At 65.3% G+C, this 18,889-nt stretch carries 20 protein-coding genes; 11 read left to right on the plus strand and 9 right to left on the minus strand.

Annotation, left to right across the window (positions count from 1 at the left end; translation table 11 throughout):
- Positions 1-301 precede the first annotated feature (301 nt).
- From AWC17_RS33485 to AWC17_RS12945, 4 genes are all read right to left on the minus strand, one after another.
- Positions 302-748 (minus strand): substrate-binding domain-containing protein, encoded by a 447-nt coding sequence (locus AWC17_RS33485; RefSeq protein ID WP_231588564.1) that lies wholly within the window; start codon positions 746-748, stop codon positions 302-304.
- Between the two features lie 430 nt (positions 749-1,178).
- Positions 1,179-1,271, minus strand: coding sequence for a hypothetical protein (locus AWC17_RS34175; RefSeq protein WP_264055912.1), 93 nt, complete (start codon positions 1,269-1,271; stop codon positions 1,179-1,181).
- Entirely contained in the window at positions 1,240-1,920 is a 681-nt protein-coding gene (locus tag AWC17_RS12940) for an SDR family NAD(P)-dependent oxidoreductase (protein WP_231588565.1), read from the minus strand. The genes AWC17_RS34175 and AWC17_RS12940 overlap by 32 nt, the downstream gene beginning before the upstream one ends.
- Before the next feature lie 32 nt (positions 1,921-1,952).
- The gene (locus tag AWC17_RS12945; protein ID WP_046183820.1) at positions 1,953-2,720 is read right to left on the minus strand and encodes an SDR family oxidoreductase; all 768 of its coding nucleotides are present in this window, start codon (positions 2,718-2,720) and stop codon (positions 1,953-1,955) included.
- Positions 2,721-2,878: 158 nt separating this feature from the next.
- On the opposite strand from AWC17_RS12945, the gene AWC17_RS12950 reads away from it, so the two are divergent.
- The gene (locus AWC17_RS12950; protein WP_046183821.1) at positions 2,879-3,697 is read left to right on the plus strand and encodes an SDR family NAD(P)-dependent oxidoreductase; all 819 of its coding nucleotides are present in this window, start codon (positions 2,879-2,881) and stop codon (positions 3,695-3,697) included.
- Positions 3,698-3,707: 10 nt separating this feature from the next.
- On the opposite strand, the gene AWC17_RS12955 is transcribed toward AWC17_RS12950, so the two are convergent.
- On the minus strand, positions 3,708-4,364 hold the full coding sequence (locus AWC17_RS12955; protein ID WP_082123005.1) for a PAS domain-containing protein: 657 nt from the start codon (positions 4,362-4,364) through the stop codon (positions 3,708-3,710).
- A 196-nt stretch (positions 4,365-4,560) separates the two neighbouring features.
- Between AWC17_RS12955 and AWC17_RS12960 the strand changes: the two genes are divergently transcribed.
- Genes AWC17_RS12960 through AWC17_RS13000 form a run of 9 tightly spaced genes read left to right on the plus strand, consistent with a single transcriptional unit; the run spans position 4,561 to position 14,498 of the window.
- Positions 4,561-5,226, plus strand: a complete 666-nt coding sequence (locus AWC17_RS12960; protein WP_046183822.1) for a TetR/AcrR family transcriptional regulator — start codon at positions 4,561-4,563, stop codon at positions 5,224-5,226.
- Positions 5,227-5,237: 11 nt separating this feature from the next.
- The gene (locus AWC17_RS12965) at positions 5,238-5,432 is read left to right on the plus strand and encodes a ferredoxin (RefSeq protein ID WP_046183832.1); all 195 of its coding nucleotides are present in this window, start codon (positions 5,238-5,240) and stop codon (positions 5,430-5,432) included.
- A gap of 5 nt (positions 5,433-5,437) precedes the next feature.
- The gene (locus tag AWC17_RS12970) at positions 5,438-6,685 is read left to right on the plus strand and encodes a cytochrome P450 (RefSeq protein WP_046183833.1); all 1,248 of its coding nucleotides are present in this window, start codon (positions 5,438-5,440) and stop codon (positions 6,683-6,685) included.
- A gap of 48 nt (positions 6,686-6,733) precedes the next feature.
- Positions 6,734-7,906, plus strand: coding sequence for an amidohydrolase family protein (locus AWC17_RS12975; RefSeq protein WP_046183834.1), 1,173 nt, complete (start codon positions 6,734-6,736; stop codon positions 7,904-7,906).
- A gap of 10 nt (positions 7,907-7,916) precedes the next feature.
- Positions 7,917-9,158: a M24 family metallopeptidase gene (locus tag AWC17_RS12980; protein WP_046183823.1), complete on the plus strand. Its 1,242-nt coding sequence runs from the start codon at positions 7,917-7,919 to the stop codon at positions 9,156-9,158.
- A complete protein-coding gene (locus AWC17_RS12985) occupies positions 9,148-10,266 on the plus strand; it encodes a M24 family metallopeptidase (RefSeq protein WP_046183824.1) in 1,119 nt (372 codons plus the stop codon). Before AWC17_RS12980 ends, AWC17_RS12985 begins: the two co-directional genes overlap by 11 nt.
- A gap of 2 nt (positions 10,267-10,268) precedes the next feature.
- Positions 10,269-11,264 (plus strand): enoyl-CoA hydratase/isomerase family protein, encoded by a 996-nt coding sequence (locus AWC17_RS12990; protein ID WP_046183825.1) that lies wholly within the window; start codon positions 10,269-10,271, stop codon positions 11,262-11,264.
- Positions 11,264-13,681, plus strand: a complete 2,418-nt coding sequence (locus AWC17_RS12995) for a CaiB/BaiF CoA transferase family protein (protein WP_231588566.1) — start codon at positions 11,264-11,266, stop codon at positions 13,679-13,681. The genes AWC17_RS12990 and AWC17_RS12995 overlap by 1 nt, the downstream gene beginning before the upstream one ends.
- Positions 13,682-13,688: 7 nt before the next feature.
- The gene (locus AWC17_RS13000; protein ID WP_046183826.1) at positions 13,689-14,498 is read left to right on the plus strand and encodes an SDR family NAD(P)-dependent oxidoreductase; all 810 of its coding nucleotides are present in this window, start codon (positions 13,689-13,691) and stop codon (positions 14,496-14,498) included.
- Here AWC17_RS13000 and AWC17_RS13005 read toward each other — a convergent pair.
- From AWC17_RS13005 to AWC17_RS13015, 3 genes are all read right to left on the minus strand, one after another.
- Positions 14,495-15,325 (minus strand): SDR family NAD(P)-dependent oxidoreductase, encoded by an 831-nt coding sequence (locus AWC17_RS13005; protein WP_046183827.1) that lies wholly within the window; start codon positions 15,323-15,325, stop codon positions 14,495-14,497. The two genes, AWC17_RS13000 and AWC17_RS13005, sit on opposite strands and share 4 nt — an antisense overlap.
- 11 nt (positions 15,326-15,336) lie before the next feature.
- Positions 15,337-16,185: a mycofactocin-coupled SDR family oxidoreductase gene (locus AWC17_RS13010; protein WP_046183828.1), complete on the minus strand. Its 849-nt coding sequence runs from the start codon at positions 16,183-16,185 to the stop codon at positions 15,337-15,339.
- Positions 16,186-16,424: 239 nt separating this feature from the next.
- Entirely contained in the window at positions 16,425-17,075 is a 651-nt protein-coding gene (locus AWC17_RS13015) for a TetR/AcrR family transcriptional regulator (protein WP_046183829.1), read from the minus strand.
- A 242-nt stretch (positions 17,076-17,317) separates the two neighbouring features.
- On the opposite strand from AWC17_RS13015, the gene AWC17_RS13020 reads away from it, so the two are divergent.
- Complete coding sequence (locus AWC17_RS13020; RefSeq protein WP_046183836.1) at positions 17,318-18,493, plus strand: acyl-CoA dehydrogenase family protein; 1,176 nt, start codon at positions 17,318-17,320, stop codon at positions 18,491-18,493.
- On the opposite strand, the gene AWC17_RS13025 is transcribed toward AWC17_RS13020, so the two are convergent.
- Positions 18,490-18,753, minus strand: coding sequence for a DUF4190 domain-containing protein (locus AWC17_RS13025; RefSeq protein WP_046183830.1), 264 nt, complete (start codon positions 18,751-18,753; stop codon positions 18,490-18,492). The two genes, AWC17_RS13020 and AWC17_RS13025, sit on opposite strands and share 4 nt — an antisense overlap.
- Positions 18,754-18,889: the final 136 nt, after the last annotated feature.

Below are 18,889 nucleotides of genomic sequence, written 5' to 3' on the forward strand. Positions count from 1 at the left end.
GCCACCGCATAGGATCATCAACGCAAGCGAGCGGAACCTATGTCAGACCACTTTTACACCGCTCCTGGGACGCCACCCGGCGGCCATGAATCCGCGCCTGGTGAGCCGCGTTTCCTCGAAGGGGGCGCCGCGTGTGGGTTGCACAGGCATTGATCGCTCCTCGCGGTTTGCTCGACTCGTCTTCATGTCTTATATCGCGTTCATGCGGTCTGCGGAGCGCAACTGATGGCACCAAAAGTTGGTTAGGAAGTCAATGGTGCGTGGTCGGGGGTCGCCCTCGACCAACGCCGTAAGTGCATGACTAGTGGGCGGGCTGGTAGATCCGCTGGGCCGATGCCGAAGCGATGCCGAGTTCAGCCGCGACCGTGTCGAGCGCGCGCTGGGCGATGTCGCGGTCCACCTGGCCGTCGGCGGTGAAGTGGGGACCGATGTAGTGCTCGTAGTGGCGCTGCAGTTCGGCGCGCGTCAGCCGGTTCAAGAACGACGCCATGTGTCCGATAGCCAAATCGGGGCGGTCCGCCATCGTCTTCAGGGCACGCTGGTTGGCCCGCACCACGGCTTGCACCGCCGGGGCGTCGATCGGAAGGTAGGTCGGATCCACGGCGACCCCGACGGTGGGAATTTGGAGATGATCTCCCACCCAGGCCAGCGCGTGGAACCCTTCCTCCTCGGCGACCTGGTCGGGGTCAAGGGTGCTTCCGACGTACGCCGCATCGATCGATTTATCCCGCAGCTTTCGTAAATCCATCTGGTAGTCGCCGGGCGCGCGCGCACCACACACTCGAGGTCGTGGTCGGGGTCAAGGCCGTGCCGGCGTAGCACGATCCGTGCGAAGCAGCCGGGGGCGGTGTGCGGCGCATGAACCGCGAGCCGGCGTCCCCGAAGGTCCGCCATGGATGTCACCCCGGCGCCGCCGAGGAACCAGAACAACGGACGGTGGGTATTGACGCTCAGCACCGTCCATTCGATGCCATCAGTCAAGCGCGATAGCAGGGCCCGGCCGAGCCCGATAGTGGCACACGAGCGCAGACGCTCTGTGTCCCAGCAGATTCCGTCTCTGACGGCGACGTGGACACCTTCGGCTTCGAAGTAGCCCTCCTGGTCGGCGACATAGGCGACCAGTTCTTCGTGAATACCACGCTCGACATACGCCAGGTCGATCGTGTGCATGGTCCGCTTTAATCCATCGCGAGGCCGCCATTGACCGGCAGATAGTGTCCGGTGGTGAAACCGGAGTTATCACTCGCCAAGAACGCGATCGTGTGAGCCACCTCTTCCGGCGTTACCAGTCGTCCCATCGGTGCGGCCTCCGAGCTGACGCATCCGCTCCGACGTGAGTTGCTCGGTCACCGTTGTTCCGCTCACGGTGGCTGGTGCGACGAGGTTAGCGGTGATCCCGTGCGGTGCGAGCTCGAGTGCAACATATCGGACGAACTGGTCCAGGGCCGCCTTCGCTGTGCCCAACGCGATCATGCCGTCGCGGGTACGCCGGGACAGTCCAGTAGTGAGAAAAATAAGGCGGCCGTAACCCCGGGAAATCATCTCCGGCACAACGGCCTTCGTCAGCGAGTACGCAGCACGCAGCTCTGCGTCCAGCTTGCCGCCGAGCTGTTCCCAGGCGAGGTCGGCGAACGAGGTGACGGCGAACGGTATCAACGCGTTGTGCACCAGCACGTCGACCCCGCCCCAGCGTTGGGTGATTTCGTCGGCCATAGCAGAGACGTCACCGGGCACGGTGACATCGGCCCGGATGGCGACGGCTACGCCGCCGGCCGCGGTGATGCCGGCAACCACCTCCTCCGCCTGCGGGCCGCTGGCGCGATGGTTGACCACCACCCGGAATCCGTCCTCAGCGAGGACCCGCGCGGTCGCCGCACCGATTCCCCGGCTGGCTCCGGTGATCAACGCAACTCGTGGCATCAGTGCCGACCCCCTCGGCTCCTTCCGGACGCCTAATGTGCACTGCTGGAAGTCTGAGCGGCCTTCCAGTCGCTGAATTTGGTGGGGTAGATCGTCGGGTCTTCGCCGTAGGTGGGAACGATGTTGTGGTCGTCGAGCACCGCGCCGTAGTAGGGGGCTGTAGGGTCGGTCACGACCTGGCGTGCATCGCCGTCTGCCTGAAGGCTGGCGCGGGCGAAGTCGTCCATGCCCAGCTTTTCGGGGCCGGCGATGTTGGTGACGCCGTTGGTCGGATTGCCGGTCGTCGCGCGGGTGACGGCCGTCGCGACATCCTCTGTGGCGATGGGCTGGAACGCCGCATGCGGCAGGCGAACCGTGTCGCCGTCGGTTGCGGAATCGGCTATCCCGCTGACGAATTCGAATAATTGAGTCGCCCGCACGATGGAATATGGCTGTCCCGATTCCTCGATCAGCTTCTCCTGGGCAACCTTGGCCCGCATGTAGCCGCTCTCCTGGGTACGGTCGGCACCCACGATCGAAAGCGCGACGTGGTGCCGCACCCCGGCGGCGCGCTCCGCGGCGAGAAGGTTTTTGGTCGATGTGGTGAAGAAGTTCAGGACATCGTCGTCGGCCCAGGACGGCGAGTTGGAGACGTCCACAACCGTGTCGACACCCGCCACGGCTTCGGCGAGACCTTGGCCGGTCACAGAGTCGACGCCCGAGCGAGGTGAGGCTGAGACCGCCTCATGGCCCAGCTCCGTCAGATTGGCGATGACCTGCGAGCCGATGAGTCCGCTCCCCCCGATAACCAATACCTTCATTGTTAACCCTCCCGAGTACAGAACTGGCGGATTCAGCATCCCACTACTGCTCGAACGATTGAAGGCAGGGGAAATGAATGGGTATACCGCCGAGTCGTCCCCGGCTGCCTTAAATCAACTGCTTGACTTAATGCGCGCGACCCCGATTAACTCGTCGGGTGGTCAACGAATTGGATGGCAAGGTTGCCATCGTCACCGGCGGTGCGTCCGGCATCGGTCGCGGAATAGTGGAACGATTTCTGGCCGAGGGGGCGCGGGTCGTCATCGCCGACATCGAGGCGGGCCGGGGCGAGGAGTTGGCCGCCACATTGGGTGCCGACGCCCTGTTCCGGCAGACGGACGTCTCCGATCCCGAACAGGTCGGGGCGCTGGTCGCCACCACCGTCGAGAAGTTCGGTGGTCTGCACGTCATGGTGAACAACGCCGGAATTTCGAGCCCCCTGCGCCGACTGCTGGACGACGACCTCGCCGATTTCCACCGGGTGATGGGGGTCAACGTGCTCGGCGTGATGGCCGGCACCCGAGATGCCGCCCGTCACATGGCCGAAAGCGGTGGCGGTTCGATCATCAACCTGACGTCGATCGGCGGCATCCAGGCGGGCGGCGGGGTGATGATCTACCGGGCATCGAAAGCCGCGGTCATCCAGTTCACCAAGTCCGCGGCAATTGAGCTGGCGCGCTACGAGGTTCGGGTCAACGCCATCGCGCCGGGCAGCATCCCCACGCCCATCCTGGCGTCGTCGGCGGTCGACGTGGACCCTGATGAGCTGGCGCGTTTCGAGGCTCGGATTCGCGAGGGGATGCGTGACGACCGGCCGCTGAAGCGGGAGGGCACGCCCGACGACGTTGCCGAGGCGGCGCTGTACTTCGCCACCGATCGGTCCCGCTATGTCACCGGAACCGTGCTACCGGTAGACGGGGGGACCTCCGCCGGTAAGGTGATCCGCCCCCGCAAAGAGTCGCGTAAGAGCGACTGAGGGGTGGGCGTCAGAGCCCTTCGGCGGGATGTCCGGCATGGGTTTCCAGCCGTAGCTTGGCCAGCGCCTCGGCGCGCTCAAGGTCTTGCACGCCAGCGCTTTCCATGATCACGCTGTGGGAATGCGTCAGCACGCTGAGCACCGCCTCGTTGGGGAGGTCGGGGAACTGGCGCCCCAGCGCCTCGGCCGCCCTTCTCAACTCGAAGAGTTTGGGGTACGCGCGCTCCGCGGGCGTCGGCGGCACGACGCGGGTGACATCCTGGGCGTGCTGCAGCACGGCGATCGTCTTCTTGCCGTCTTTGATCGGGGAATTCATCGGCGTCCACACCTTGTAGATGAACTCGCCCGGATTTTGCCAGTCGGGAATGTCGTAACGCTGCACCCCCAGCCAATGCCGGACGCCTCGGCGAAAAACCAACTCCAGTGACGCGGAGACGTTGGCCACGCCGTCCGCTTCCGGATCGGCGGGGTTGTCCGGGAAGACGTCGAACAGCTGGCGCCCGAGCATGCCTTCCCGCGGGTGCCCTGACACGCGTTCGCATGCGGCGTTCACCGCTCGGATCCGCCAGTCAGCATCGGCCAACAGGTACGGCGCCCATTTCGACTGAAACCACGCGGATCCTTCGATGGCCGATACCCGGTTGGCTGACAACACGCCTACCCCCACCGATGTTCACCGTCCTGACACCGTCACGTCGCCGCCGAGCAACAAGCCATCCTGACCCACCGGGGATGAGGCTGGCGAGGGACCTTTGTCACCCGCTGTCTGCCATGTGACACCGAAGCGACGGCTCACTGGCCGATGCGGTCCTGAATTAAATCAATCGCTTGACTTAATCGTTGGGGCGCGGTTGACTGACCGGGTGACCACCATCGGCCGGACCGTTCGCACGGAGCGGGCCAGTTCCACCCAGGAAGCGATCCTGGTTGCGGCCGAGCGGTTGTACGCCGAGCACGGAATGTTCGCGGTCTCGAACCGGCAGGTGAGCGAGGCCGCCGGCCAGGGCAACAACGCCGCGGTGGGCTACCACTTCGGCACCAAGGCCGACCTGGTGCGGGCGATCGAACACAAGCACCGCGGGCCGGTCGAGCAGCTGCGTGAGCAGATGGTGGCCGAGCTGGTCGACTCGGGCGGCTCCCCCGGGATGAGGGATTGGGTGGCCTGCCTGGTGCGGCCGCTCACCGATCATCTGGAGGAGCTCGGCAATCCCACCTGGTACGCGCGTTTTGCGGCCCAGGCGATGACCGATCCCGCGTACTACAACATCATCGTCAAGGGCGCTCTCAGCTCGCCGTCCCTGGTTCAGGTTGTCGAGGGCATCAACCGCTGCCTGCCCGACCTGCCGGCCGAAGTTCATTTCGAGCGAAACATCATGGCCCGCAACCTGTTGATGCACACCTGCGCCGATCGGGAACGTGCGCTTGCCGCGGGCGCCTCGCCACCCCAGCGTTCCTGGCGGGCCGCCGCATCAGGTCTCATCGATGCGATCGTGGGCATGTGGCTGGCGCCCGTCACGCCGTACGAGTGAAAGATCTGCAGATGAAAGTGACTGTCGACCAGGACGTTTGCGCCTCGTCGGGTAACTGCGTGCTGAATGCGCCCGAGGTGTTCGACCAGCGCGACGAGGACGGTGTCGTGGTTCTGCTCAACCCCAATCCGTCGGCCGAACAGGCCGAGGGCGCACGGCGAGCGGCCGCGGCGTGCCCCGCACTGGCCATTCACATCGAGGAATGAGAAAGATGTCAGAAGCGCTGACGAACACTTCCGCGGCCGAGGCGGCTGCAGAGATACCGGACTATCCGATGCCGAGGGAAGCGCGCTGCCCCTTCGCCCCGCCGCCGGGTGTCATGGCGCTGGCCGAAGAGCGACCGCTGTCGCGAGTCCGGATTTGGGACGGCAGCACACCGTGGCTCATCACCGGCTATGAGCAAGTGCGGGAGCTGTTCTCGGATTCGCGAGTCAGCGTTGACGACCGGGTGCCCGGGTTTCCGCACTGGAATGCGGGCATGTTGTCCACGGTGCAAAAGCGTCCGCGGTCGGTCTTCACCGCCGACGGGGAAGAGCACACCCGATTCCGGCGCATGTTGTCGAAACCTTTCACGTTCAAGCGCGTTGAGGGCCTGCGCCCGACCATCCAGCAGGTCACCGACGACCACATCGACGCCATGCTGGCCGGACCTCAACCCGCCGACGTGGTCACCGCGTTGGCGTTGCCGGTCCCGTCACTGGTGATCAGCCAGCTGCTCGGGGTTCCGTACGAAGACGCCGACATGTTCCAGCACCACGCGAACGTCGGTCTCGCGCGTTACGCGACGGGCGAAGACACCGTCAAAGGCGCCATGACCCTGAATAAGTACCTGGCCCAGCTGGTCGAGGCCAAGATGGAAAACCCCGCTGAGGACGCGGTTTCCGACCTCGCCGAGCGGGTGAAGGCGGGCGAACTGAGCGTGAAGGAGGCGGCTCAGCTGGGCACCGGGCTCTTGATCGCCGGACACGAGACCACCTCGAACATGATCGGCCTCGGGGTGCTCGCCCTGCTGGTGAACCCGGACCAGTTGGCCGTCATTCGCGAGGCGGAGGACCCCAAGGTTGTCGCCAGCGCGGTCGAAGAACTGTTGCGCTACCTGAGCATCATTCAAAACGGGCAGCGCCGCGTCGCGCTCGAAGACATCCATATCGCCGGGGAAACGATCCGCGCCGGCGAAGGTATCATCATCGACTTGGCCCCGGCCAACTGGGATCCGCACGCATTCCCCGAACCGGACCGGCTGTACCTGCATCGCTCGGGGGCCGACCGCAACGTCGCCTTCGGATACGGCCGGCATCAGTGCGTGGGGCAGCAGCTCGCCCGCGCCGAGCTGCAAATCGTCTACCGCACCCTGTTTCGCCGTGTCCCGACGCTCGAACTGGCCATCCCCCTCGAGGACGTGCCCTTCAAAGACGACCGACTCGCCTACGGCGTCTACGAACTTCCGGTGACCTGGTAGCCCCCAGGTCGCTACTCTCAAAATGCCGATCCGAATGGAGGGTCAATGATGACGACTCAAACAAGCCCGGTTTCGCTTTACCCGCCTGGAGGCTTCGGTGCCCCGAAGGATCGCCGCGGTCACGCCTCGGGCGCGGACATCGGCCTGCCGGCGGGCACCGTCGTGTTCTCCGCGGACAACCACATCTCGCTGGCGGACGACATTTTCTACCAACGCTTTCCGGACGACCTCAAGGACAAGGCGCCGCGGATCTGGTACGAGGACGGCGCCTATCAGGTCGGCCGCAAGGGGCAGTCGTTCCTGCCGGGTGACTTCAGTGCGGTGCTCATGCAATACGACGACCTGCCCGGGGCGGCGAGCACCAACATCGAGGCCCGCATCCAGGAACTGCATGACGACGGCGTCGACAAAGAATTGGCCTTCCCCAACGCGGTTTTGGCGCTCTTTCACTACCCGGACAAGAACCTCCGCGAACTCGCATTCCGGATCTACAACGAGTACATCGCCGAGCTGCAGGAGCGCTCCAACGGCCACTTCTACGGCGCCGGGCTGATCAACTGGTGGGACCCGCAGGGCACGCGCAAGACCCTGGAAGAGCTGAAGTCCTTGGGTCTCAAGACTTTCCTGATGCCCCTGAATCCTGGCAAGGGCGACGACGGCAATCCGATCGACTACTCCAGCACGTCCATGAGGCCGGTTTGGGACGAGATCGAGGCCGCCGGTCTTCCCGTCACGCACCATATCGGGGAAACGCCGCCAAAAAGCCCGACCGAGTTCAACAGCGTCGTCGTCGGGATGATGATCAACATCGACGGTTTCCGGGAGACGTTCTCCAAGTATATCTTTGGCGGAATCCTCGATGACCACCCGGGTCTGCGGATCGGTTGGTTCGAGGGTGGCATCGCCTGGGTCCCGTGGGCGCTGCAGGACGCCGAACACCTGGTCGCGTCCTACCAGCACATGTTCAACCGCCCGTTGCAGCACGACGTGCGGTACTACTGGGACAACCACATGAGCGCGTCGTTCATGGTTGACCCGCTCGGCCTGCAGTTGATCGACAAGATCGGTGTAGACAAGGTCATGTGGTCCAGCGATTACCCGCACAACGAAAGCACCTACGGCTATTCCGAAAAGTCGCTGGCCGCCGTCGTCGACGCCGTCGGGCCCGCGGACGCCGCGAAGATCGTGAGCGGCAACGTCACGAAGTTCCTGGGCCTGTAGGGATGGTCCGATGACAACGTTCGCGCAAGCGGGCGCGGGTACCAGCAGCCTGGTGATCCCCGAGACGCCCGACCTGGGCCGCATGCGCCGTGAGACCGGGACGCGGCTGCGCTCGGCAATGGCCGACCGCGGCGTCGACGCACTGATTCTGCTGGGCAACAGCGCCGTGGTCTACGCCACCGGAACCAGTTGGCCGCTCGGCGATGCGGGTTTGTCCTATGTGGAGCGCCCAGTCGCAGTGGTGCTCGCCGGGGACGAGTGGCCGCATTTGTTCCTGCCGTTCCGCGAGGGCGCCTCGCTCGAGTCGGACCTGCCCGCCGACCACGTGCATGGGCCGGTATATCTCGAATTCGACGAGGGTGTCCAAGACTTCGCGCGCCTGTTGGCCGATTTGATTCCCGCCCAAGCGGTGATCGCGGTCGACGAGTGCACCGGCGCCATGTCGCGTGCCACGAAGTTGTTGTTCCCCGGGGGCGCGCCCGTCGATGCCGGCGCGATCGTCAGTGCCGCCAAGGCGGTGAAGACGCCGGATGAACTGTCGTGCATGCGCACCGCCATCCGGATCACCGATGAGGCGATGGTCGAGGTCCACAAGCGGTTGGCGCCGGGAATTCGCCAAATCGACCTGTCGGCAAGCTTTTTGCGACGGGCCTTCGAGTTGGGCGCCACGGCCAGCATGCTCGAACCGATCTGGCAGGTGATGCCGCCCAGCAAGGCCGACGGCGTGTGGACCACACACGGTGACCTGGCGCTGCCGCTGCTGAGCACCGAGCGCGAACTGGCCGAAGGCGACGTGTTGTGGACCGACGTCAGCATCACCTACCACGGTTACTGCTCGGACTTCGGACGCACGTGGATCGTCGGCAAGGACCCGTCGCCGCGTCAGCAGGCGCAGTTCGACAGATGGTTCGAGATCATGTCCGCCGTCCTGGGTGTCGCCAAGGCCGGCGCCACGGCGGCAGATCTGGGACGGGCGGCCATCAAGGCCAATGGTGGTAGCAAGCCGTGGCTGCCGCACTTCTACCTGGGTCACGGAATCGGCGTGAACGCGGCCGAAATGCCAATGATAGGAACGGATCTCGGTCAGGAGTTCGATGAGAACTTCGTCCTGCAGTCCGGCATGGTGCTGGTCTTGGAGCCCGTGGTGTGGGAGGACGGCACCGGCGGTTACCGCAGTGAAGAGGTCCTGGTGATCACCGAGGAAGGCTGGATCCGATTGACCGACTACCCCTATGACCCCTATGGCAACTGAAGTCCTGCCCGACGACCGCGCGCTGCGTTCGGGTCGCCGCCGGCGTGTGCTGGATCAGATGGCCGCGCACGACCTCGACGTCCTGGTCCTCGGTCGCCAAGCCAACGTCCGCTACGTCACGGGCGCACCGCAATTGTGGGTCGCCGGCACCCGGCCGTTCGGCCCGACGTGTGTGCTGGTGCGCGCGACCGGGGCGATCCATCTGCTCAGCACGTGGGACGAAGGCGTTCCGGATGACATTCCACACGAGAACCTCTACGGCATTTCGTGGAACCCGATGAACACCATGTCGGCGCTGCAGCGCATCGATGGCGCCGCGACCGCCCGGCGCGTCGGAACCGACGCGATATCACCGGTGTTCACGCAGCTGCTGCCGACGGCGTTTCCCAACGCGGAGCTCGTGGACGGCGAACTGGCGATGCGCGCCGCCCGGCGCGTCAAAACGGCCGAAGAAGTGGTGTCGTTGCGGAAAGCGATCTCGGTCGCCGAGTCGGGTTTGGCCGCCGCCGTGTCCGAACTGCGGCCCGGCGTAACCGAACAGGCGCTGGCCGGCGTTCTGCTGGAGGCCGTCGCGGCCGGCGGGGTGAGTACCCCGTCGAATCAGGATGTCGCATGGGTGACGTCACCCGATCACCCGTGGCGGCGGGCGAACAGCGACGGAAGGGTCAAAAACGGCGACCTGGTGGCGTTCTCGGCCGGTGTGCTGGCCGGTGGCTACATCGGCGAGGTGGGGCGCACCTGGCCGGTGGGTGCGGCCCGCGGCGCGGCCGCGCTGTATCGACGCTGGGAAAGCCTGTGGGACAGGCTGTTAGCCGCATGCCAATCCGGGGCGGCGGCAAGCCAATTGCTGGACGCCTACCGGGCGGCGGGGGAGGCGGCACCGCCGATGCCGGTGGCCCGAGGACTGGGCATGGGTTTTGACCCGCCCGTGATCTCCAGCCACCTGCCCGCAACGGCCGCAGAGGAACGGTTGGAGCCGGGGATGGTGCTGGCCGTGACTGGCTACGTCTGGGAACAGGGAATCGGCGCGGTCTTCGGACGGGAAGCGGTATTGATCACCCCCGAGGGTCCCGAGGTGCTGACTTCCAGCCCGTCGTGGCACGAATAGCCATGTCCGGCCAGTCCGGTCCGTCGGCCGAAGAGATCATCAGGTACCACAAGGACGCCGAAACCCGCATCGCCACCATCACGTTCGATCGGCCGGGCCAACTCAATGCGCCCACAATCGCCGCCCGGCTGCGCTACGCCGACCTGTTGCACCGCGCCTCCGTCGACGACGAGGTCAAGGTGTTGGTGGTCCGCGGGGCCGGCGAGGATCTGGGCTCGGGTGCGGATCTTATCGAGGAACTGGCGGCACAGAACTCGGCGGACCAGAACCAGCGGCTAGCCGAGTACCGGATCGGCGAGGACGAAGTCACCTTTCCCCCCGAGGGTTCGTTTCGCCGGGGCGCCACCCTGGGCCAGTGGTACGCCAACCCGAACTCGGGGATACGCGGCCTGCAGGACTTCAAGAAGATCAGCATCCTCGAGGCCAAGGGCTACTGCTACGGCTGGCATTTCTACCAGGCGGCCGACGCGGATCTGGTGATCTCCAGCGACGATGCGCTTTTTGGGCATCCCTCCTTCCGGTACTACGGCTGGGGGCCGCGAATGTGGTGGTGGGCGCAGACGATGGGAATCCGGAAATTCCAGGAAATGGTCTTCACCGGAAGGGCTTTCACCGCGGCGGAGATGTACGACTGCAACTTTCTGAACAGCGTGGTTCCCAGAGGCGAGCTCGAAGCGGAGGTGGAGAGGTACGCGCTGGCCTGCGCACGCAATCGCCCCACCGACACGGTGTTCATGCAGAAGGTCTTCTTCGAGATCATGAAACAGTTTCAGGGCGAGTACATGGGCAGCATGCTCAGCGGATTCTTCGAGTCGATGGGCGGCCGCGTCCGGCCGGACGGTGCCGACGACTTCACACTCGGCGATGCCATCGACCGGGGCCTGGGCGGAGCGGTGAAAGACAACGACGACAAGTTCCCCCCGGAATGGCGCCTGAGCAAGAAGGGCCGCAAGAGCAGGGGCGCCAAGAAGGAGCCCGATCGAAAGCGGAAGCGGTAGTGGCGGAGCCCACTGTCGAACCACCGCTGGCCGGCTATACCGTGGTCGATCTATCCACCGGAATAGCGGGCGCCTACTGCACCAAGCTGCTTGCCGACGGGGGAGCAGACGTCGTCAAAGTCGAACCGCCGGACGGTGACCCACTGCGTTTATGGTCCGCCTCCGGCGCCGTCATAGCTCCCGGCAGCGACGGGGCGTTGTTCAGCTTTCTGGCCGGATCAAAACACAGCGTCATTGCGGATCCAGGCATCGACGACGACGTCGAGCTGGTCGACCGGCTGCTCTCGGCCGCGGATGCGGTGGTGTGGTCCGGTGGCTCGAAAGTCGCGGAGCACGCGGACTTTGAGCCAGCGGTGATCCACCGCCGCCATCCGCACCTCACCGTCATGTCGATCACACCCTTCGGGCTGGAGGGGCCCTGGCACGATCGGGCGGCCACAGAATTCACGCTGCAGGCATGGTCGGGCGGCATCGTCGGCCTCGGGCGCGGCGAGCCGGACCGCGCGCCGGTGTTCGTGGGCGGACAAGTCGGCGAGTACTTGGCCGGGGCGTACGCGAGCGCGGCGATGCTGGCGTCGCGGTACGGCCGAATCGGCGGTGGACCGGGCGAACTTCTGGACCTGTCGATGCTGGAAACACAAATCTTGTCTCTGACCTATTACCCCGTCACCTATTTCGAGATGCTCGGACGGCCATGGCGGGACGCGCGGCGACTCACCGTCCCGGGCGTGGCGCGCGCCAAAGACGGACTGGTGGACGTCGGCTGCGGGACCGCGCAGCAGTGGTTCGACTTGTGCGCGATGATCGGCCACCCGGAATGGATCGACGAGGACTTGGACCTGACCATCACCGAGCGGGCCAACCTCAATGCCGACGAGATCTACGCGTGGTTCGAAAGCAACACGGTCGACGAGATACGGGAACTCGCAACCGCTTTTCGGATCCCCAACGCTCCGGTTGCCAACGGCGCCAACATCGCCTCGCTCGACCAGTTCCGTGAACGCGATTCGTTCGTCAAAGACCCGTGCGGCCGGTTCGAGCAGCCTAGCCATCCCTACCGAATGCGTCCCCCGCTGCTGCGCCGGCCGCAACCGGCGCCGCGCCTGGGGGAGCACACGGCGCAGTACCGGACCGCAGATCTGAACCCCAGCCCCGTCCCCGCGGGGTCCGCGAATCGACTGCCCCTGAGTGGGATTCGCGTGCTGGATATGACAACATTCTGGGCAGGCCCGTGCTCCACCCATTTGTTGGCGATGCTGGGCGCCGAGGTCATCCACGTGGAGTCCGCCCGCCGTCCCGACGGCACACGACTGATCGCCGGCGTGCCCGTCACCGAGGACCAGTGGTGGGAAAAATCGCCGATCTTCGCGGCGCTGAACACCAACAAGAAAGACTTGACGCTGGACCTGCAGAGCGCGCGCGGCCGGGAGCTGGTGCGTCGGCTGATCGAGACCTGCGACGTGGTCGTGGAAAACTTCACACCCCGGGTACTGGATCAGATGGGTCTGGATTATGCCGCGGTACAAGCCATTAAGCCCGACGTGGTGATGGTGCGGATGCCGGGTTTCGGCCTGGAGGGCCCATGGCGCGACAACCCGGCATTCGCGTATGTCATCGAGGCCGCGTCCGGATTGACGTGGCTGACCGGGTACGCCGACCGCACACCCTACGACCCATATTCGATCGGTGACCCCAATGCGGGCGTGCATGCGGTGAACGCGCTGCTGCTGGCGCTCGAGCACCGGCGGCGGACCGGTCAAGGCGTCTTCGTCGAAGCGGCGATGGTCGACGCCGCGCTCAGCATCGCCGCCGAACAGGTCATCGAATACTCCGCTTACGGGGCGCTGCTGGAACGCGCGGGCAACCGAGGACCTACGGCGGCGCCGCAAAACCTCTACCGCTGCGCCGATATCGACGAGTTCGGCCTGCCCGACAGCTGGGTCGCGATAGCCGTGAGCACCGACGAGCAGTGGGAGGGGTTGTGCGCGGCGATCGGATCGCCCTCGTGGGCAACGGATCGCGGGCTGGCCACCGCCCAGGGTCGGAGAGAGCATGAGGACGCTATCGACGATAGATTGGCCACGTGGTGCGAGCGGCGCAGCGGCGACGAGATCGTCGCAACTCTGTGGGACGCCGGCGTTCCGGTGGCCAAGGTGATGCAACCGCACCGGCAGACAGAACTGGATCAGCTGGCGTTTCGCGGCTTCTTCGAGGAAGTCGACCACCCGGTGAACGGCCCGGCTAGGCTCAGCACCGTGCCGATGAGGTTGTCCGCCGGGCCGTCGAAGTTCCACACCCAGCACGCGCCGCTGCTGGGACAACACAACCATGAATTGCTCGCCGAGCTGGGGTTGAGCGACTCGGAAATCGCCGAACTGCAAGCCGACGGCGTTATCGGCCGCGCACCGGCGATGTGATGAGAAGATGGCAATCGATCCCTCGGACATCATGCTCACCGGCCGCGTGGCGGTGGTCACCGGCGGGGGAGCGGGCATCGGTCGCGGTATCGCGGCGGGGCTCGCCGCCTTCGGCGCGTCAGTGGCGATTTGGGAACGCGATCCGCAGACCTGTGCGCGGACAGCGGAATCCATTGGCGCCCTGGGCATCGTGACCGATGTGCGTGACAGCAGCCAGGTCGACGACGCGCTGCAGCGCACGAACACCGAACTCGGCACACCGACGATCCTGGTCAACAACGCCGGAGGGGTGTTTTCGTCACCGCTGTTGGAAACCAGTGAGAACGGTTGGGATGCGCTCTACCGGGCCAACCTGCGCCACGTGTTGCTATGCACTCAGCGCATCGCGAGGCAGATGGTGTCGGCGGGCATCGGCGGCAGCATCGTCTCGGTGACATCGATCGAAGGCGTGCGCGCCGCACCGGGCTATGCGGCGTACGCGGCGGCCAAGGCGGGCGTGATCAACTACACCCAGACCGCGGCGCTGGAGCTGGCGCCCCACGGCATCCGGGTCAACGCGATCGCACCCGATATCACGCTCACCGAAGGGCTGGCGCAGCTCGGCGGCGAGGCAGCGCTGACCGGGATCGGCCACGTCGTGCCGCTGGGGCGACCCGGCCATGTCGACGAAATCGCCAGCGTCGCAGTGTTTCTAGCGTCCGGCATGTCGGCCTACCTGACCGGGCAGACCCTGCACGTCGACGGCGGCACCCACGCGGCGAGCGGTTGGTATCACGACCCGAATACGGGCGCCTACCGGCTCGGCCCGTCCGGCTAGTGGCTCCACCCCTCGGCGGCCTGGTCCGAGAAGGTGCCGTCGATGCGTTCGAACCTGCGGCGGATCGACGCGCGTGCGGCCTCGTGCGGCAGCACGTACAGGCGGTTGGCCAGGATCGCATCCGCCGTCAACCGGGCGACATTTTCCACGCCGACGCCCTCGTCCTGAGTCGGTAGCGTCCCGTCCGCCGCCTTCGGCGAAGACGACAGCCCGTAGTCCGCACCGCGGATCCGTTCCGAGTTCGAGACCAGCTTGGTCTCAACGACCATCGGGCACAGCACCGAAACGCCGATGCCGTTGTCCTTTACCTCGCGGGCGAGCGTCTCGGCCAGGCCGACCACACCGTATTTGGCGACGCCGTACGCCCCAAGGCCGGTGTTGGGAACGAGGCCGGCGAAGGACGCGGTGAACGCGAGGTGTCCGCCCGTGCCCTGTTCGAGCAGCCTCGGCAGGAACGCCTCGACGGCGTGGATGTTGCCCCACAGGTCGATATCGATGACCCAGCGCCAGTCGTCGTGGGTCATCTGCGCGATCGGACCCGCGACCACGATGCCGGCATTGCTGAAGACGACGTCGACCCGGCCGAGGAGGCGGAAAGATTCTTTCGCGAGGTGAACCATTTCGTGGAGATGCCGGACGTCGCATACCACGCCGTGCGCGTCGAATCCCTGGGCGCGCAGGTGGTTTACCGCCTGCTCCAGGCCGGGCTGATCGACGTCGGAGAGCACCACGCGGGCGCCTCGGCGGGCGAATTCGGTGGCCGTCGCCAGACCGATACCACTCGCACCGCCCGTGACGACCGTTCCGCGACCTTCAAATCCGTCCATGGGACGGAACTCTATTTCAAGCAGCTACCCGCGTCGATGGGCAGGGTCACGCCGGTGATGTAGCGGGATTCGTCGGAGGCGAAGAACAGGACGGCATTGCTGATGTCGATCGGCTCCACCCACGGGATCGGCAGGATGTGGAACAGCTGGCAGATCGGCGCCATGTCGTCGGGACCAGGGTTCTCTAGGTCCGGGCGGAACATCTTGAAGGTTCCCTCGTTGTGCAGCATCGGCGTCTTGACATGGGTCGGGTGCACCGAGTTGACGCGAATCATGTGCTGCCCCAACTCAACTCCGAAGGCGCGCATCAATCCGACGACACCGTGTTTGGCAGCGACGTAGTGACCGGTGTGGGGGTAGGCCTTCAGCCCGCCGACGGAGCTGGTCAGGATGATGGAACCGCCCCGGCCACCCGACAGGAGGTGCGGCACACCGGCTTTCACGGTTTTCCACACTCCGGCCAGGTTGATGTCGATCATCTCCGTCCAGTCTTCTTCGCTGGTTTTGTCCAGGGTGTCGCCGCCGTTGCCGATTCCGGCATTGGCCACGATGATGTCGAGCCGGCCGAGTTGCTCGACGCCGCTGTCCACCGCGGCCTTCAGCGCCTCGTAGTCGCGCACATCGACTTCGGCGGTGACGATCCTGCGGTTGTGTCCCTTGACCAGGTCGGCCGTTTCGGCAAGGTCCTCGGGCGTCGACGCCGGGATGGCGGTGTCCGTGACGCCCTCCCGGATGGGCTTGCAGATGTCGATGGCGATGATGTCGGCACCCTCTTGGGCCAACCGCACCGCGTGGCTGCGGCCCTGACCGCGCGCCGCTCCGGTGACGAAAGCGACTTTGCCCTCAACACGTCCGGTCATGGCTACCTCAACTCCTGACTATTGATCGCACGCCTCAGCGCAGAACAGCCGGAACCGCGTCCCCCGGGGTCGCGGATCTCGCCGCCTTTGCACTCTGTCACCACCCCGTCATGGGTGTCAACGACGAATCCGTTTTGGCTATTCGCGATTCTAAATATTAGAGAATCTGATTCTCAGCAGCAAATGACGTGCGGTATTTGATCAGTTCCAGCACGGGGGTGGTGGCGCTGCGCTGCGCGCTAGCCGACGAATCCGCGCGAGCAGAAATCCCACACCTCTTCGCTGGTGATGGGATGAACGGTGGCGTCATCGGAGCCGCCGCTGGATTGCGCGATGAACATGACCGTCTGCATGGTCATCGCGGCCATTCGCTTCGCGTTGACACCCGCGCGCAATTTACCGGCGTCGTAGGCCGCTTCCATGAGTTCGGTCAGCAAAGCCAACAGGGGGGCGTGCGCGACTTTGACCTCGGCGGGGTGTGTGACCAGCAACCGCGGCGCGAAGTCGGTGAACAGCGGCCGCTGGGCGGTCGGGTCCGGACGGGAAGCCTCGTACAGGAGCTGGACGGCGACCTTCAGGCGCTCTAGAGGGTCGGCCTGGCTTTCCGTAGCGGCGCGGATTTGGTCGGCTGACCGGCTCAGGGCGTCTTCGAACAGCGCCAGCAGCAGCTCGTGCTTGCCGTCGAATTGCAGGTAGAAGCTGCGCAATGACTGGCGGGACCGGTCGACGACCTCCTGCACGGTAAAGTCCGTCGAGCCCTTCTCGATGATGATGGCCTGCGCCGCGTCGAGGAAGCGCTGAACGCGCTGCGCGGCCCGCAGTTTCGCGGTCTTGATGGACCTCTCGACGGCGCGCTGCTTCCAGGCCGGCTCTTCGCTTGGGCTGGTCACGGCCGGCTCAGCTGATTGCCGCGAGGGGAGAACATGATTGGACTGTACCGGAGAACGCCGTGACATCGCTGCGCTCGACCCCCTCACGGATCATGTGTCGGAGATTGTAACTTTCTCGCCACGAGAATACTATTCTCTTAGACGTGTGTATGGAAGCACAATCCTAAGAGCGAACCGCGCCGTCGGCGGAAATCGTGATCTACCGACGCCGGGGACTGCTCACGACCGTTGCCGGGAGTCGCGTGCAGCTCACCTTTGACGCCGACGTGGAGGCATTCCGCTCCGAATTCATCGCCTTCCTCGACGCGCATCTGCCCTCCGAGGCCGAGGCGTTCGAACGGCCCCGCTCCAGCTCGCACGTGCCGGAATGGGCCCGGCGCTGGCAACGGCTGCTGTTCGACAGCGGGTGGCTGCTCCCGGGCAATCCGCCCGAGTTCGGCGGACGCAACGCCACGCTCTTGCAGCAATACGTGTACCTGGAGGAGCTGGGGCGGCGGCGTATCTATCAAAGTTTCAATCCGCAGGGCGTGGGCATCATTGCGGCCTCGTTGTTGACCTTCGGCACGCCCGAACAAACGCACAAGTGGGCGGTGCCGATTCTGCGGGCCGAAATCACCGCGGCGCTGGGCATGAGTGAACCCGGTGCGGGCTCGGACCTCGCCTCGCTGAAAACGCGGGCGGTGCTCGACGGTGACCACTTCGTCGTCAACGGGCAGAAGGTGTGGACATCGGGCGCCCACGATGCCGACGTGCTGCTGACCTTCGTGCGTACCGATCCAAAGGCACCGAAGCACAAGGGTATTAGCGTGTTGCTGATCCCGACCGATACGCCCGGTGTGGTGCGCCGCCCCTTCGCGTCGATGTGTGACAGCGATGAGGTCGACTTCAATGAGGTGTTCTTCACCGACGCGCGTGTGCCGGCCGTGAATCTGGTGGGTGAGCTCAACGAGGGATGGCGGGTGGCCACCGGTTCTCTGGGGCACGAACGCGTCATGTTGTGGATGGGATACGTCGACCTGTTGCACGAACTGAGCATCGATTTCCGTCCATCGGGGCCGCTGGAGCGGGATCGTTACGCCACCCTGGTGATGGACGCGTACGCGCTGCGGCTACTGGGGTCCGGGGCGTTATCGCGGGCGGCACGCGGGGAAGAGGACGTACCCGCCCAGTCGGTACTCAAGCTGCTGGGTTCCGAGGCCCTGCAACGTGCATCCGAGGACGCGCTGGAGGCCGCGGACACGAACGGGTTGGTGTACCGCACAGTGACGGCCCCGTTCGCCCCGCTGAACCTCGACAGTCATTACCGCAGCTGGTTCGACCGATACGCGCGCAGCTTCGCCGCGACGATCGCCGGCGGTACGTCGGAAATTCAACGGAACATCATCGCCGAGCGCGTGCTGGGACTACCGCGGAATTAGCGGGCGTCCAGCCAGGCGTAGTACCCGATCGCGACCAGCCCGGCGGCGATTGACACCGCCCCTAACACCATGCCTGCCAACGCTATTCGGGGATTGTTCGCTTCACCTCGCTGCACCCTTCTGCGCGCGATGTCACCCGTGATCACCGCCGCTATGCCGAAGGGCACACCGATCAGCATCCAACACGTGAGGAGCGCGACCAGGCCCACGAGCACCGAAGCGACGCCCATCTCGTTTCGGGGTTGCTCGGGCTGACTCATCGCGTCCCCATCCTCCTGGTGGCCAGACGAAGTCTACGCGCACGCCCCAGATCCCATCCGTCACTGAAATTTCGGGCCGTGCCGTCTTGCCCGCCTCCCAGCGACACCTCAGTAGTCGTTTCAATGCCGGGGCGGA

The organism is Mycobacterium nebraskense, assembly GCF_002102255.1.
GTDB classification, from domain to species: Bacteria; Actinomycetota; Actinomycetes; order Mycobacteriales; family Mycobacteriaceae; genus Mycobacterium; species Mycobacterium nebraskense.

Bases quoted from the DNA above. Each gene is read 5' to 3' on its own strand.
- AWC17_RS12965 (WP_046183832.1), top strand. From the start codon at position 5,238: ATGAAAGTGACTGTCGACCAGGACGTTTGCGCCTCGTCGGGTAACTGC.
- AWC17_RS12990 (WP_046183825.1), top strand. From the start codon at position 10,269: ATGTCCGGCCAGTCCGGTCCGTCGGCCGAAGAGATCATCAGGTACCAC.
- AWC17_RS12980 (WP_046183823.1), top strand. From the start codon at position 7,917: ATGACAACGTTCGCGCAAGCGGGCGCGGGTACCAGCAGCCTGGTGATC.
- AWC17_RS12975 (WP_046183834.1), top strand. From the start codon at position 6,734: ATGACGACTCAAACAAGCCCGGTTTCGCTTTACCCGCCTGGAGGCTTC.
- AWC17_RS12985 (WP_046183824.1), top strand. From the start codon at position 9,148: ATGGCAACTGAAGTCCTGCCCGACGACCGCGCGCTGCGTTCGGGTCGC.
- AWC17_RS12945 (WP_046183820.1), bottom strand. From the start codon at position 2,720: ATGAAGGTATTGGTTATCGGGGGGAGCGGACTCATCGGCTCGCAGGTC.
- AWC17_RS12940 (WP_231588565.1), bottom strand. From the start codon at position 1,920: ATGCCACGAGTTGCGTTGATCACCGGAGCCAGCCGGGGAATCGGTGCG.
- AWC17_RS13005 (WP_046183827.1), bottom strand. From the start codon at position 15,325: ATGGACGGATTTGAAGGTCGCGGAACGGTCGTCACGGGCGGTGCGAGT.
- AWC17_RS13000 (WP_046183826.1), top strand. From the start codon at position 13,689: ATGGCAATCGATCCCTCGGACATCATGCTCACCGGCCGCGTGGCGGTG.
- AWC17_RS13025 (WP_046183830.1), bottom strand. From the start codon at position 18,753: ATGAGTCAGCCCGAGCAACCCCGAAACGAGATGGGCGTCGCTTCGGTG.
- AWC17_RS33485 (WP_231588564.1), bottom strand. From the start codon at position 748: ATGGATTTACGAAAGCTGCGGGATAAATCGATCGATGCGGCGTACGTC.
- AWC17_RS13010 (WP_046183828.1), bottom strand. From the start codon at position 16,185: ATGACCGGACGTGTTGAGGGCAAAGTCGCTTTCGTCACCGGAGCGGCG.
- AWC17_RS12970 (WP_046183833.1), top strand. From the start codon at position 5,438: ATGTCAGAAGCGCTGACGAACACTTCCGCGGCCGAGGCGGCTGCAGAG.